Origin of the sequence: Nocardia sp. NPDC052001, assembly GCF_040680615.1 — a bacterium.
Lineage (GTDB): Bacteria > Actinomycetota > Actinomycetes > Mycobacteriales > Mycobacteriaceae > Nocardia.
In genome coordinates this window covers 1352276-1367728 of record NZ_JBFAXC010000002.1, presented here as the reverse complement: position 1 = coordinate 1367728, position 15453 = coordinate 1352276, and the positions used below count along the sequence as shown (strand labels likewise).

The window sequence follows — 15453 nt, the reverse complement described above, 5'->3', positions numbered from 1 at the left end:
GCTACAACCACTTGATGCGCCGGAACAGCACCAGCAATCCGGCGCAGAGGGTGAACATCAGCGTCAGCACCGCCGGATAACCCCATACCTGATGTAGTTCGGGCATATGCTCGAAATTCATCCCGTAGATTCCGGCGATCATGGTCGGTACCGCGGCAATCGCCACACCCGCCGAGATTTTCCGCATATCGGTGCTCTGCTGTACCGCGGTCTTCGCGACCGCGGCATTGACCAGGGCACTGAGTGTTTCGTCGTAATCGCGAATGCGCTCGGTGACCGCCGTGTGGTGATCGGCGACATCGCGCAGATAACGCCGAACCTCTTTGGGCAGCGGCGCGCCCGGCCGTCCCAGCAATTGCAGCGGAGCGGCCAGCGGGCTGACCGCGCGCCGCATTTCGACGATTTCGCGTTTGAGTTGATAGATCGATTCGACCGAAACGTGGCGCTGCGGTGAGAAAACCACCTCTTCGACCGCGTCGACCTCGATCTCGAGTTTTCGGGTCACCTCGACATACTCGTCGACCACATAGTCGGCGATCGCGTGCAGTACCGCGCCGGGACCGAGCGCCAATCGCTTCGGATCGGCCTCCAGGTCGTGCCGGACGCCAGCCAGCTCCGAGTGATCGCCCTGCCGCACCGCGACCACGAAATCGGCCGCGGCGAATACCACGACCTCCCCGGTCTGCACGATCTCACTGACGGTGTGCATTTCATGCTCGACATAGGCGACGGTGCGCATGACCAACATGAGGGTGTCGTCGTACCGTTCGACCTTGGGGCGATGCGAACCCTCCAGCACATCCTCCACCGCCAGCGCGTGCAATCCGAAAGTCTGCGCTATATCGGTCATCTGAATATCGTCCGGATCGTGCAGACCCACCCACACGAATCCGTTCCCGCGCTTGCGCACCTCTGCCAATGCCGCGGTATGCGTGAAATGCCCCCGCAACCGCTCCCCATCCACGTACACCGCGCAATCCACAATGGCGCGCGCGGTGGGAACGCGAATGCGCGGCAACGGTACGACCGACCGTTGCCTCGGTCCGCGGAACGAAGGCAGCGGTGGAATTGCGGGCACGCCCCGATGCTATGCCGATCGGGGCGAAATCTCTTGGTGAGCAGGTGCGGGAGCTATTTCGGGATCGGGTCGGCGAGATCGCAGCGCTGCAACTCGTAGCGGGGGATGCGGTCTATGCGGGTGTTCGCGAAGGTGAGGGCCTGCATGAGGTTGTGGCGGAAGCGGGTAAAGGTGAGTGGGGCGCGGACCGAGGCGAGCAGGTCCTGGGTGGTGGGGCAGGACAGGGCGGCGCGCGAACGCGTCACGGCGGATTCCTCGATATGCGCGGCCATCCACGGATGCCTGTCCACGACGCCGGTGTCGGCGACCACCCAGCTGCCATTGAGGTTCTTGTCATGCCCGATGCGGCCGTCGGTGACCCGATCGGTATGCGCCGCAAGAGGATACGCCAGACCCATCGGATCGATGACGCGCACGTGCAACGGTAGGTTCATACTCGTCATGCCGAGATTCAGGAACAGCACGGTATGGCCCGCGCCGCCCTCGGGGACGGGTTGCGGCGGCGGGATGACGTACCAATAGGTTTGATCGGGCAGGTTGACGACGAGTCCGCCGTTGGGGGTGTCGCCGATATCGCGCAGCAGCGGGCGCATGCGGGGATAGTCCAGATAGTCCTCGGCCAGGATGGGATGGTCGTGACCGCCGTTGAGCACGTAGTAGATTCGCTCGTCGACGATACCGCTGGACCGGATCTCGGTACCGGAGGTGATGGCGGTGATATTGGCGGCGAACAGCGCCCAGCCCGCCGTGCACGCCAGGGTCACCAGCGCGATCACGGCCGTGCGGTCGCGGCCGAGGCGGATGGGCAGCACCATGACCGGCGCCAGGAGGCAGAACAGCTGGGGCAGCAGCATGCGGCCGTGCATGAAATCGCCGCCGACGCGGAGTTCATAGACGGTGAGCAGGATGCCGCTGCCGATCATGAGTGCGGCGATGGTGGCCGGTGCGCGCAATCGCCGTGCGGCCCAGCGGATTCGGCGCTGCCGCAGAGCCACCCCCGCCCAGATTCCCAGGATCAGCAGCGGCAGCCACAGCAGATACGGTCCGGCCAGATCCTCGAGGTAGATGAACCCCTGATGCCATTTCGCGCCACCGGCATCCTTGGCCACCGCGGTGTTCGGGAACGGCAGCGCGTAGTAGCCCATCCGCCAGATCTGATAGGCGACCGGCGTCAGACCGGCGACCACGCCGATCAGCACCCGGAACATCCACGGCCGCAGCCGAGTTCGGGGGACCGGCGCGCAGCACAGCAGCAGTACCGCGAGCCCGCCGACGACGGTCAGCTCCGGGCGGATCAGCGGTGCCAGTCCCGCCCAGAACACCAACGCGAAAAATGGCGCGGGACGCACTGTTTCGGCCTGCGCCCAGCGCATCAGTCCCCACCACAGCACCGCCAGCCAGAAGATGACCAGGCAGTTCTCCAGTCCGGAGGTGGCGTAATCGCGGGCGGGCGGCAGGGCTATGTAGACCAGCGCTCCGGCGGGGACCAGCAGGGTGGATCGCGTTCCGCCCCAGAGCCTTCCCGCGCCCAGCATGGCGATGACCACCGCGAGTACCGACAGCGTGAGCGCGATCGTCAGGACGACGTATTCGAGCCGTCCCTGGGTCAGCCAGCTGAAGAACCACACGACATAGGTCCATGCGGTACTCGTATTGGTTTCGACGCGTTCGCCCATATTGAAGACCGGACCATTGCCCGCCAGCAGATTGCGGACGGTGCGCAGCACGATCAGCCCGTCATCGGCGATCCAGCGGCGCTGCCACGCTGCGGCGGCGAAAAGTATTGCCACGAGCAGGATTCCACCGCCGAATACGATACGTGGCAGCTGCGGGAACGCGGTCGCGTGGTGCGTACCGGTGCGCACGATCGGCAATTGCGCGGTGGCGGGCATTCCCGGGTCGGCGACCGCATCGGGGGAGAGGGACAGCGTCATCGACTACTCCGATCATGGCGTCGGGCGATCACGTAGGCCGCCGTCACGATGAGCAGCAGCGGATAGCAACTCGCGTAGAACGGCACCGCCAGATACGACCACCAGTGCGGAATGTCGTCGCGCGGCAACATGAACAGCCCGATCCCGATCGGATGTGGGGACTCCGCCAGCGGCGGGCGGTCCGGATAGTTCCACCACCAGCAGAAGCTGATCGACAGCACCACCGCCGGCGTGATCCAGCGCTTTCGATCGGTCGTGGTGCAGACGTGGTGTACCGCGAGAATGAACAGCGGTACGAACCACACCCAGTGATGTCCCCACGAGAACGGTGAGGCGCACGCCGAGGTCATGCCCGCGATGGTGATGGCCAGCAGGTTCCGGCCGGTGCGATAGGCCAGGATCGCGGCCGCCAGCCCGAGCGCGATCACCGGGATGACCGCCGCCAGCCACATCCACATCGGCGGGGTGTACACGGTGCCGTAGGTGTGCGAGATGAACTGCCGCGCGTGCGCGAACCGAAGCAGTTGCGCGACAATGCCATTGACCGATTGATTGCCCGGCGAGTCCACCGCTCCGATCCGCCCCGAAGCGGTGACCTGCGCACTCCAGTATTTCCAGGAATCGGTGGGCCGGATCAGGAATCCGACGGCGATGGTCGCGGCGAATGTCCCGGCCGCGATGCCGAGCGTGCGCCACTGTCGCGTGCACGCCAGATACAGCAGGAAGAACGCCGGTGTCAGCTTGATGCCCGCCGCGATCCCGACCCCCAGCCCGCGCAGCCGCGCGGTCGGCGGCCGGGTGAGATCCCAGACGATCAACAGCACCAGGAACACATTGACCTGTCCGAGCCACAGCGTGGTGCGCACCGGCTCCAGCGCGGTGCACACCACCGCCAGCACGGTCGCGAAAATCCAGGTGCGCGCGATGTTCTCGTACCGCAGCACCAGCAGGCAGCGCCCCACCAGCCCGATCAGCGCCGCCATGATCGCCACCCACCAGATCACCTTGGCCACGCTCACCCCGAAGAACGCCAGCGGGACGAACGTCAGCGCCGCGAACGGGGTATAGGTGAACTCCATCTCGAACACCACGGGCCCGCTGTACAGCGGCGTGCGTTCCAGCAGCGAGAGCCCACCCGCGCGATACACCTGCAAATCCAGCGCATTGCTGAACAGCCCGTAGTAGGGATTGCCCATCGGCATCGCGAACACATGCCACACCAGCACCGCCACCGCGGCGATCGCGACGACGATCATCATCCGATCGCTCACCACCGGCCGACCGGCGGTCCCGTGTTCTTCGGGTAGCTCCCCCCGCCGAGGCGAACGATCGGGTGCGAGTGTCCGCGTCGTAGTCCGCTGTGGGGCAGCCGTCACCGTCATCTCCTCTGCGAAAGATCCGAACTCGTCGATCCAGCCGAGGGCAGCAAAGGGCCCGCCGCGATATCTACTCGGCAGCGAAATGGGTCGTCAATCGAGCGAATGCTAGTGGCAACCCACCCCCGAACCACGCCGCGAAACACCCCAAATCCGACGCTCCGCTCCGGTTTCGACCGCATATCGCGCGGCCGAAGGATATTGCCCGTTTCGGCCGGTTCGGTGATGGATTCGATTCAGCGGGCGGGGAAGCGGAGGATGCGGTCGTCGCCGGTGCGGATGTCGCCGCGGCCGTCGGTGTTGGAGGTGGTGAGCCAAAGTGCGCCGTCGGGGGCGATCGCGACGGTGCGCAACCTGCCGAGGTGGTCGGTCAATTGGGCGGTGGGGCGGGTGGGTACGCCGTCTTGCAGGGGGAGGGTCCAGAGTCGTTCGCCGCGTAGGGCTGCCGCGTACATGGTGTTTCCGGCGATCGCGAGGCCGGAGGGGGAGGCGTCGGAGGGGGACCAGGTGATGAGGGGGTCGGTGAATTGGGGGTTGTTCGCTATGCCTTCGACGTCGGGCCAGCCGTAGTTGTGGGCCGGTTCTATGCGGTTGATTTCGTCGAAGCGGTTCTGGCCGAATTCGGTGGCGTAGAGGCGGCCTGCCGAATCCCAGGCGAGTCCTTGGACATTGCGGTGGCCGAGGCTGTAGACGGGGGAGCCGGGGGTCGGATTACCCGGTGCGGGTTGGCCTTCGGGGGTGAGGCGCAGGATCTTGCCGTTGGGACTGGACGGGTTCTGTGCCGCGGCACCGGTTCCGGCGTCGCCGGTGCCCGCGTAGAGCATGCCGTCGGGGCCGAAGGCTATGCGGCCGCCATTGTGATTGGACGCCTTGGCGATTCCGGTGAACAGCACCTCGGGTTGGCCGTCGAGCCGGAAGCGCACGATGCGGTTATCGGTGTCGGCGGTGAAATAGGCGTAGATATAGCCGTTTTCGGCATAGGCGGGGGATACGGCGAGACCGAGCAGACCGCCCTCACCGGCGGCCGCCACACCGGGGACCCGGTAGACCTGCTCGGCGGGGGCACCCGGGGTGATCCGGAGGATCAACCCGGAGTCGCGCTCGGCGACGAGCGCGCCGCCCCGCGGAAGGAAGGCGAGACCCCAGGGCACGTCGATGCCGTGGACGAGTTCCTCGGGCGCGGTGAGATCTATCGTTCCGCCGGGTCGGCTCGGTGCGGTCGAGGTGGCCACCGCCGTCGGGCCCTGGGCCGTGGTGGGCTGATCATCGGAGCACGCGGCGACGACGCTCGCCGATGTGCATACCGCAAGCAGCAGCGATAGTGACCGGAAATGCCTTGTGCGCCATGAGTGTCGCATACGGGGTCAATTCTGTGGTCGGGCCAGGTGGGTGGGAGCGAGGCGGCCGCGCAGCGTGACCGATTCGCCCACGGTCCAGTATTTCTGTTCGGCGGCGTCGGCCGCATCCACGGTGGCCCCGGAGCCGAGGACCCGGTTGTCCTCGGATTTGGCGAGTTCGCACAGGCGGGCGGCCTCATTGACCGCATCGCCGATGACGGTGAACTCATACCGCCGGTGCGCGCCGACATTGCCCGCCACCACACGGCCCGCGGCGACGCCGATCGCGGCGTCGAATCCGGTTGTCTCGCTGGACAACCGGCGGCGTATCGCGCGCGATGCGGCCAGCGCGGACCCGGCGGCGTCGGACAGTGGTGCGGGGGTGCCGAAGACCGCGAGGGCGGCATCGCCCTCGAACTTGTTGACCAGTCCGCCGTGTCGTTCCACCTCGTCGACCACGATGGCGAAGAACTCATTGAGGATGGTGACGATTTCCCGGGCGGGGCGGGTCGCCGCCATGGTGGTCGATCCGATGATGTCGACGAAAAGTGCTGCGGCATAGAGCTCTTCGCCGCCGAGTTCGGGATTGCGCTCCAGTGCGGCCGCGGCGACATCGTGGCCGACGTGACGGCCGAACAGATCGCGAATCTGTTCCCGCTCCCGCAGGCCCTGCACCATGCGGTTGAAACCGGCCTGCAGTTCGCCCAATTCGGTGCCGTCGTACACGGTGACCGCGGCCTCCAGATCACCGTCCTCGACCCGCCGCAGCGCATTGCGCACACCGCGAATCGGCGCGACCGCGGCCCCCAGCGTCTGCGTCATGAGGACACCGCCGAAGACCAGCGTCGCCCCGCCGAGCGAGAGTACGCACACCGCAAGCCTTTCGGTGCTGATGTCCACACCCGAGAGCGCCAGTATCGCCAGCACCATGAGCAGCGCCACCGGCGTCCCGGACCCGAGCATCCACACCAGCATCGACCGCCCGAACACCCCGACCCCGCGCGCCTGCCGCGACGGTGCGGCGTCCAGCACGCGCGCCGTGATCACCCGCAGCGCGAACTCGGCGGCCAGATAGCTGTTGGCGCACACCACGATCGCGCTGAATCCGATGCCGAGCACGAACTTGGGCACGAACGCCGGATCGGCGATCCCGTACAGCGGTGTCAGCACCGCCATACCGCCGAGCCACAGCAACGCCTGCTGTAGTACCAGTCGCCGCGGCACCCGTGCGGCGGCATGCCGTTCGCGCTGATCGGGTATCCGATCCGGATCGGTGGACCAGCGCAGCGTCCGCAATCCCCAGACGGTGCCCCAGGTGAATCCGAGCACCAGCGCCAGCGCCGCGTACAGCGGCACCGCCACGAAGTTGAGCAGCACCAGTTTCCGGGTGAATACCGAAGGCCCGGGCAGCACCACCCCGATCAACACCATCGCCACCGCGATGCCGATCAAATTCGCCACGGTCAACGGGACGGTCAGCAATACCTGTACCCGAACTCGCCGGGACACAGCGCCTTCCTCGACGGGCCCCAGTAGTCGGGACCCCCAAGGAGCCTTCCCGAATGTTCCGGTAGCACCCGCACCCTCGGCCATTCGTGCAGCTTAGGCCAGAGCGGTGGGTGGAGTTGATCAGGCGGATTCGCCGTCGAGCAGAACCATCCATTTCTGCGGGTCCGGCAGCGCGACGAATCCGAGTTTGGCGTACAGCCCGTGTGCGTCGAGGGTCGCGAGCATGACCCGCCTGAGTTCATAGGGCGCGAGATATTCGACAACGGTGGTGGCGAGCCGCACCCCGAGCCCGGATCCGCGATGATCCCGCGCGACATACACATCACACAGCCACGCGAATGTCGCCAGATCGGTCACCACCCGCGCATAGGCGACCTGATTCCCCTCCCGGTCGTACGCCCCGAAATTCAACGACCCCCGCACGGATCGCTCGACCACCTCACGCTCACGCCCCAGTGCCCAGTACGCGTCCGTGGACAGCCATTTATGCACCAGGTCCACATCGATCCGCTCGGCATCGACATCGAATTCGTATTCGTCCTCCACAGGTGTACTCACCCAACCGATGCTATCGAACGCCATTGCCGTGTAACGGTTTTGCCTCGGCCCGAGACATCACGCGGGGGCTGCCGCCGCTGGCTGGACGAGGCCCCGCACGATTCCTGGCCGATGCTCGCTCAGGGTATGAACGTGCCTGCCTGAAATATTCGGTATCGCTTCCCTCCCCGCCCGGGAATACTCGGTGCTTTCCGAAACCGGGGAGGGAAGTGTGATGAGCGATCGAAGCGATCTGTTGCTGGAAGGCGTGGTGGGGTCGTTCGCATACGGCCTGAATACGCCCGCTAGCGATATCGACTATCTGGGCGTGTATGTGGAGCCGACCCGGACCTTCCTCGGATTGCATCCGCCGACCCGCGATCGGGGCACTCGGCAGGGGCGGGATGGGGCCGATGCCACCTACCATGAGGTGGGCAAGGCGATCGGGTTGATCCTGTCCTGCAATCCGACGGCCTCGGAGATCCTCTGGCTCGACGAGTACACGGTAACCACCGAATTCGGGGCCGAGCTGATCGAATTGCGGTCGTGTTTCCTGTCGGCGCAACGGGTTCGGCATTCCTATTTCGGCTATGCCATGGCCCAGTTCCGGCGCATGCTGCATCGGCAGGAAACCCAGGGGCTGGGCGATACCCGGCTGGCCAAACACGCCAGGCATACCCGCCGCCTGCTCTGGCAGGGCTATGAGCTGTACACGACCGGTGTGCTGCCCATCCGGCTGCCCGATCCGGAACCGTATTTCGAATTCGGCAGGCAGATGATGACCGAATCGGGTGCGGATATCGCCAAGGCGCTCATCGCCGAATACGAGGAGAAGTTCGACAGCGCGAAATCCGTACTGCCGCAACGCCCGAATGAGGCCCCGCTGGAGGATTTCCTGCAGCGACTGCGGCGCGCGCACCTCGACGACTGATCGGAGTCGCCGAAAAGGCCCCCGGGAATAACCCCGGGGGCCTCACCGCGACCGAGTAGTGGGACTCAGTCGCAGATCTTCACCGCATCGGCGATATTGTCGACGCTCTTGGGCATGGTGCCCCGGGTGTTGTCCGGAATGGTTACCAGCACTTGCCATTCCCGTCCGGTCCAGTTGTATACGGTCGCCTTCTGGCCGGTGCGGTTCCAATACGAGCTCAGCCGGTCGCCGACCCCGCCATTGCCGATATCGTGCAGAAAGCAACCTGAATCGACCTGCACGATCATGCCGGTGCCATTGGGATTGTCGTAGCCGCAGAACATGCCGCCGGGACAGTCGTAGTTGGCCGATGCCGGTCCGGCGACGACGGCAGCGCCCGCGCCGAGTGTCAGCACGGCGGCGGCGAGCGGGACGATGCGGCGAATGACGGTGGTCCGGTGGGTGATCGTCATGATGGTTCCCCTCGAGTGAATCGATGTCCAGCCTTCGGACGGCTCGGAACGACCCTGTCGGGGGACACCAACGAGGCACTAACGACCGACTAACGAACCAGGTCGGATCGACCGTTCGCCAGCGTTTTTCAGTGTCGGCCGATGAGATCCACATCCTCGACGAAACCCGCGATGCGGCCGTGTTCGAGCAGGAACGCGCCGCGCGTGATGGGTGCGTTGCCGAAGGAGTCGTCATCCCAGGTCAGTCGCACCAGATGCTGGAAGATCATGCGCTGGCGTTCGTCCAGGTCGTACGGGACGGCGGTGAGACAGGTTCGGCGCGGTGTGGCGACCCACAGGCGCGGGGTGCGAAGCGCGTTGTGCGCCACCAGCATCGCCCGGGGATCAAGCACCTTTTCCGCGGAGAAATCATGTCCTGAGCAGTTCGCGGTGGGCAGTCCGTACAGCTCGTCGAATTCCCATTCGTAGCGCTCCATACCGGAGAGCCGGGCCATGGCCGTGGGCAGCAGGAATTGGTTCTCGGGTGCGTGCTGGTCATAGCTCTGCATGGTGTAGCCGTCGGGGGTGTCCGCGGCGAGCACGATGATCGGGGCGTTGCCAGATGCGCTGGGCCAGTGCGGAATTCGATGCCGATGCGGCCAATCGGCGGGTTTCAGCAACGGGTACGGATCGAAGGGCACCCACGTTTCGATGGGATCGGTCGCCGGTCCGTTCGCATCGTCGGCGGGGGACAGTTCGTGCGTGATCGGTGCCGGGGCAATCGAATCCGTCGCGCCCTCGAAGCCGTGCAGGCGAATCCGCTGCTCGGCGTCGATCTCCAGGATCGAGTACTCGATCGTGAGCCGGTCCTGGCTCAGCGCCCGTGCGAGTTCCGGCCGCCGGGCCAGCACCCGCCGGAAATCCGGGTCCGCGTTGACCATGGCGTGCGCGTAGGCCGGACTGCCCCGATCCACCATGCGCCCGTCGACCTCGATGCTCGCGGGCGGAATCGCCTCCAGCCCTTCGAAATTGACGAAGACGTCGATGACGATCAGCCGCTCGTCCGTCAACCCGATGAAGTCCACCGTATGCTCGCGCACCGGCCAGTTCTCATCCCCGCCGACGAGCAGTTCGACCCCCTGCTGTTTCAGCACGTCGACGCCGCAGACCATGGCGATGGTGTGATCGTGGGTGCGGACCTCCCGATCCGCGTCGGCGAGCTGTCGCACCCAGTCCATTAGATCTAGTGCGTCATCGGCGTCCCGGCCCAGCGGTTCGTCGGCGAACTCCCCGAACCCGATTCCGCGCGTATCGAGTTGCTCACCGGAATCCTCGATCCACGCCTGCGCGGTGAGCTCGAAGGGCAGTTCCGCGCCGAAGACATCGCGGAACGCCAGCGCCGTCATGGCGGTGAAGGATCGGTAGTCCTCGAACAGCGCGGGCCACGGCAGTCGCCTGCTGGGCAGATTGTCCTGTCCGGGCGCGAAGAGTGCCCATTCCAGTCCGCCGCCGTCGCGGGTGAATCGGGCGTTGCGACCGTGCCCGGGCGACAGCAGGATTCGACCCCCGAGCGGCAGGGTGAACAGCCGCCACGTCAGCGATTCGGTATACGAATCCCACAGCTCGCCGGCGATCTCCGGGGTGATCTCGCTCCCCGCCGTCCGCTGCTGCGGTTCGCGCCGCCAAAAGCTACCCAGCCCCACCGAATCTCCATCCGCTACAAGACAACCGCCGAAACCTAGCACTTGTTCGGTGATGCGGTGGGCATCGGAGCGGACGGAGTCTCAGCAGGTGCGATCGAGCACGGCCGCGAGCGGGCACATCGTGGCGCGCGGGTAGTAGGGGCCCATGATTTCCGCGGCCTGCGCCGGGGTGCCATTGACCGGTACGCTCTGCACCGCCTGCCGGAAATCGCTGGCGGGCAGCATATTCCGCAGCAGAATCGCTTCCTGGGTGGTGGGGTGCGCCGACGACAGCGGTACGAAGGTCGCACCCGGCATCGCCTCGATCCGTGCCCGCTGCGCCTCGGTGCCCAGCACATAGGTGTAGTCGCGGTCGGCGTCGAGCAGGGTCTCCCGATCCGATCGGCAGCCATTGTCGGTGGAACCGTCGGCGGCGGGATTGAGCACCACCGGCCCGGGCAGTGTGCTCAGGTTCGCGCACAGTGAGAAATAGCGGACATCGGCGCTCGCACCGGGCGGCCACACCATCGGCCCGGTACCCGCCGGTGCGACCGGAGCTTTACCCCGCACCACGACCACCTTGTCGTCACCCGGCGGGGTGAGCGTGGCGACCAGGTAGGCGTTGTCCGCGTTCGGAAACGCCCCCGCACCGCTGACCCGGCGGAATTCGAGATTGTCGGCGGTGGCCGGCGGCAGATTCGCCGCGGTCGCGCCGAGCGCGGACAGCGCCGATGCCAGCAGCGGTGAACCACCGCCCACGCAGCCCCCGAGCGTCCGGGAGCCCGTGTCATCGGTGATGCGAATCCGCGGCAGCCGCACCGACGACGCCCCGCCGGAGGGCAGGTACTCGCGATAGATCAGGAATCCCACGCCCGCCGACTCGCCCTCGGGAGCGAGCGGAAGCGCGTTCGCCGCGGTGCGATCCGAACCGATCGTCACAGTGTAGGTGCCGCCGCCCGGCCGCTGCCACGGATTGACCGATCCGGCATCGGGGGCGATCAGATAGTCGGGCAGTGCCGAGGACACCCCGCCATTGCTGAAACTGCTGAATCTCGCGTCGTAGGTATTGAACGAGATGTACCGGGAGTCCGGGTACTGCCCGGTCGCGGTGATCGTCATACCCGGCCGCACCTGGTACGGCAGGATCCAGTACCACGCGCCGGTATCGGGATACGCGAAGTTCACCTGGGCGACCGTGCGCGGTGACAGCTCCGCCTGCCAGGCACAGCCCGGATCGGCCGCCGGTTGATCGGCGGCCGCCCGCGGACCCGCGCAGAGGGATGCGGCGACCATGGCGATGATCGCACCGGGTACCGCGCGGCGGAGTCGAGTCACCGGGCCGGGCCTTTCGTCGAAGCTGTGGAGCGGCTCGGATCGTAACCCCGCTTTTCGGATCATTGACGCGCGGGCGATGCGCCGGGGCGGGTGAGGCGGAGGGTGAGTAGTTGAAATGGCCGCAGCCGCAAGCGAATTCCGTCGTCATGAGAGGTCTCTGAGGATTCGCCGGCCAGCGGCCGCTCCAGCAGATCGCAGAACTCGACCCCGGTGTAGTCGAAACCGGGTGATACCAGGGCTTGCGCACGATCGCCGTGCGCTTCGTACACCCGCACGATCACATCTCCGCTCCCATCGTCGGCGAGTTTGATCGCGCTGGTCACCACGGCGGGATTGTCGATGCGGACCAGCGGTGCGACAGCCGAGGCGAAACCGGTGCGCGGCGCGGTGAGGTTGATCCGGTATCCCTCGCGCACCGCATCGCCGATCGACGCGCCGACGATCAGCGCGTGCCGGAACCGGTGCGCACCGTGATCGGTCTCGGGATCGGGGAAGCGCGGCGCGCGCAACAGCGAAACCCGCAGTGTCGTGGTCGTTCCGCCGTCATCGCGGACGGTGCGGGTGACATCGTGCCCGTAGGTCGAATCGTTGACCACCGCCACGCCCCAGCCCGGTTCGGCCACGTGCACGAAGCGATGGTTGCACGCCTCGAATTTGGCGTACTCCCAGCTGGTATTGGTGTGCGTCGGCCGGAACATATGCCCGAACTGGGTTTCCGAGGCATAGCGATCGGCGTGAATATCGAGGGGGAACGCGAGTTTCAGGAATTTCTCGGTCTCATGCCAGTCGACGCCGGTGTCGATATCGAGGGCGCGCTCACCCGCGCGCAGGGTCAGGGTTTGTTCGACCGTGGAGCTTCCGAACGAGCGGGTCACCCGCACCGCGGCGCCCGAGGTCGAATCCGGCTTCGCCGTCACCGAATCCGCGTCGACGAGATCGGTAACCCGGTTCCGGTAGAAGAGATCGACATCCCAGGCGTCCCACGAATTCGGCAGATCCGGATGCACTTGCAGCAGATTCGCGGTCGCACCGGGCGGCAGTGCCTCCCGCCGTTGCGCGAGGTCGAATGCCGACACCACGAGTCCGCGCGCGTCCACCTCCACCCGAAGCAGCCCATTGTCGAGCACGAATCCGCCCTCGGTTCGAGCGGTCACCGAGCACGGGGGAGTGGCCTCGGCCGGACCCGCCGCACCCGCCGGAATCGATCGCCAGGTGTGCGGGGTGGAGTTGAAGACGTTCGGGCCCAGCGCATCACCCCCGAGCGTGCGCTGCGCCCGATCGATGATCGAGACCAGTTCCGTGGCCACCGCCGCATAGGTCTGCGCCGCCTCCCGGTACACCCAGGCGATCGCCGATCCGGGCAGGATGTCGTGAAACTGATGCAGCAGCACCGTCTTCCAGATCCGGTCCAGATCCGCGCGCGGGTACTCGAAGCCGCTGCGCACGGCCGCGGTGGCCGCCCAGAGCTCCGCCTCGCGCAGTAGATGTTCACTACGCCGATTGCCCTGTTTGGTGCGGGCCTGACTGGTCAGGGTCGCGCGATGCAGCTCCAAATACAGCTCGCCCACCCACACCGGCGGATTCGCGTATTCGGCCTCGGCCCGGGTGAAGAAGTCGGCGGGGGTGTCCCACCGGACCTTCGGCGACCCTTCGAGGTCCTTCATGCGGGCCGCCTTGGCCACCATCTCGCGGGTCGTTCCGCCGCCGCCGTCACCCCAGCCGGTCGGCGCGAGCGATATCGACGCGCGCCCCTTCTCCTTGAAATTCCGTGCCGCGTGGGCGATCTCGCGCCCCTGCATGGAGCAGTTGTAGGTGTCCACGGGCGGGAAGTGCGTGAAGATCCGGCTGCCGTCTATCCCCTCCCAAAGGAACGTATGGTGCGGGAACTGATTGATCTGACTCCAGGAGATCTTTTGTGTCAGCAGCCATTTGGATCCCGCCGCCTTGATGATCTGCGGCAGTCCCGCCGCGAAGCCGAAGGTGTCCGGCAACCATGCCTCCTGGTTCTCGACCCCGAATTCGTCGAGGAAGAACCGTTTGCCGTATACGAACTGCCGCGCCATCGCCTCCGAGCCCGGCATATTCGTATCCGATTCGACCCACATCCCGCCCGCCGGAACGAATCTGCCCTCGGCCACCGCCCGCTTGACCTTCGCGTACACCTCGGGCCGATGCTGTTTGATGAAGTTGTACTGCGCGGCCTGCGACATGGTGAAGATGAACTCCGGCGAATCCGCCAGCAGCGCGGTCATATTCGCGGTGGTGCGGGCGACCTTGCGCACCGTCTCGCGCAGCGGCCACAGCCAGGCGGTATCGATATGCGCGTGCCCGACCGCCGAAATCGTATGCGCGGAACCGATGGCCGGTTGCGCCAGCACCTCGGCCAGGCAGGCCCGTGCGGCCGTCGCGGTGCCGTTCACATCGCGCAGATCGATCGCGTCCAGCGCCCGTTCGATGGCCCGCACGATGTCGTAGCGGCGCGCCGGATCCTCCGGCATCTCGTGCATCAGTTCGCCGAGCACCTCGAGGTCCTGCACCAGCTGCCAGACCTCTTCGTCGAAGACCGCCAGATCCATTCGCCCCAGCCGATATTGCGGATCGCCACCGGCGGTCAGCGTATCCCCGAGCGCGGTCGGCCCGAAGAACGGAATGATCGGGTTCGACGCCGCCTCCACATGCAGCAGCACCCGCTCGCCGCCGGTGACCGGGGATCCTATGCGCACCCACTGATTTCGCGGATGCAGCCCCTTCACCGGTGTCCCGTCCGCCCGGTAAACCAGTCCCTCACATTGGAATCCGGTCATGTTCTGATCGAAGCCCAGATCGATGAGCGCCTCGACGGTCCGCCCCGCCCACTCCGGCGGCACCGTGCCCTCGACGGTCAGCCAGCTCGTCCCCCAGGGCGCACCCCAGCGCGCGCCCGATTCGACGGGTGTCCGCGGTGCCGCCAGCCCCTCGGCCACGTCCACGGGTTCCCCCGGCGCGACCCAGATCGAGGCTCGCAACGGCACCGATTCCGGATAGATCGCCGGAACGATTCGCTCACCGAGCACCCGTCCCAGGCGCGCCTCGATCAACCGACGATCATCGTGCATAACGGCAGCTCCGATCCAACCGGGAAAGTGGTCACCGAACCGCCCCATTGTCCGGCAGGGTCGCGATTTTCGCGGGCACGCCGCGTGGTGCATTATGTGCGGACGACGGCAGGGCGAATCGTCATGCAGATGTGTCACCGCTCGGCACAGATGTTCATCCGATGGTGGTCGCGGCGCGGCATGCTGTTGGCTAGGCAGGTGAGCGGCC

11 protein-coding genes are annotated in these 15453 nt (G+C 66.2%); 1 reads left to right on the top strand and 10 read right to left on the bottom strand.

The window, feature by feature from the left end:
* Position 1: 1 nt before the first annotated feature.
* The 6 genes from AB0L82_RS14725 to AB0L82_RS14700 form a co-directional block, all read right to left on the bottom strand.
* The gene (locus AB0L82_RS14725) at positions 2-1078 is read right to left on the bottom strand and encodes a magnesium and cobalt transport protein CorA (protein WP_364635513.1); all 1077 of its coding nucleotides are present in this window, start codon (positions 1076-1078) and stop codon (positions 2-4) included.
* Between the two features lie 53 nt (positions 1079-1131).
* Positions 1132-3012: a flagellar motor control protein ZomB gene (gene zomB, locus AB0L82_RS14720; RefSeq protein ID WP_364635510.1), complete on the bottom strand. Its 1881-nt coding sequence runs from the start codon at positions 3010-3012 to the stop codon at positions 1132-1134.
* Positions 3009-4271 carry a glycosyltransferase 87 family protein gene (locus tag AB0L82_RS14715; RefSeq protein ID WP_364635507.1) on the bottom strand — a complete coding sequence of 421 codons (1263 nt, stop codon included), beginning with the start codon at positions 4269-4271 and terminating at the stop codon, positions 3009-3011. Before AB0L82_RS14715 ends, zomB begins: the two co-directional genes overlap by 4 nt.
* A gap of 353 nt (positions 4272-4624) precedes the next feature.
* Positions 4625-5746, bottom strand: a complete 1122-nt coding sequence (locus tag AB0L82_RS14710) for a PQQ-dependent sugar dehydrogenase (RefSeq protein WP_364635504.1) — start codon at positions 5744-5746, stop codon at positions 4625-4627.
* Positions 5747-5752: 6 nt separating this feature from the next.
* Positions 5753-7318 carry an adenylate/guanylate cyclase domain-containing protein gene (locus AB0L82_RS14705; RefSeq protein WP_364635501.1) on the bottom strand — a complete coding sequence of 522 codons (1566 nt, stop codon included), beginning with the start codon at positions 7316-7318 and terminating at the stop codon, positions 5753-5755.
* A 36-nt stretch (positions 7319-7354) separates the two neighbouring features.
* The gene (locus tag AB0L82_RS14700) at positions 7355-7792 is read right to left on the bottom strand and encodes a GNAT family N-acetyltransferase (protein WP_364635498.1); all 438 of its coding nucleotides are present in this window, start codon (positions 7790-7792) and stop codon (positions 7355-7357) included.
* Between the two features lie 214 nt (positions 7793-8006).
* Between AB0L82_RS14700 and AB0L82_RS14695 the strand changes: the two genes are divergently transcribed.
* Complete coding sequence (locus AB0L82_RS14695) at positions 8007-8702, top strand: nucleotidyltransferase domain-containing protein (RefSeq protein ID WP_364635494.1); 696 nt, start codon at positions 8007-8009, stop codon at positions 8700-8702.
* 65 nt (positions 8703-8767) lie between these two features.
* On the opposite strand, the gene AB0L82_RS14690 is transcribed toward AB0L82_RS14695, so the two are convergent.
* From AB0L82_RS14690 to AB0L82_RS14675, 4 genes are all read right to left on the bottom strand, one after another.
* A complete protein-coding gene (locus AB0L82_RS14690; RefSeq protein WP_364635491.1) occupies positions 8768-9154 on the bottom strand; it encodes a peptidase inhibitor family I36 protein in 387 nt (128 codons plus the stop codon).
* Positions 9155-9282: 128 nt separating this feature from the next.
* The gene (locus tag AB0L82_RS14685) at positions 9283-10836 is read right to left on the bottom strand and encodes a hypothetical protein (protein WP_364635488.1); all 1554 of its coding nucleotides are present in this window, start codon (positions 10834-10836) and stop codon (positions 9283-9285) included.
* 81 nt (positions 10837-10917) lie between these two features.
* The gene (locus tag AB0L82_RS14680) at positions 10918-12150 is read right to left on the bottom strand and encodes a hypothetical protein (RefSeq protein WP_364635485.1); all 1233 of its coding nucleotides are present in this window, start codon (positions 12148-12150) and stop codon (positions 10918-10920) included.
* A gap of 59 nt (positions 12151-12209) precedes the next feature.
* Positions 12210-15245, bottom strand: coding sequence for a glycoside hydrolase family 38 C-terminal domain-containing protein (locus AB0L82_RS14675; RefSeq protein WP_364635483.1), 3036 nt, complete (start codon positions 15243-15245; stop codon positions 12210-12212).
* Positions 15246-15453: the final 208 nt, after the last annotated feature.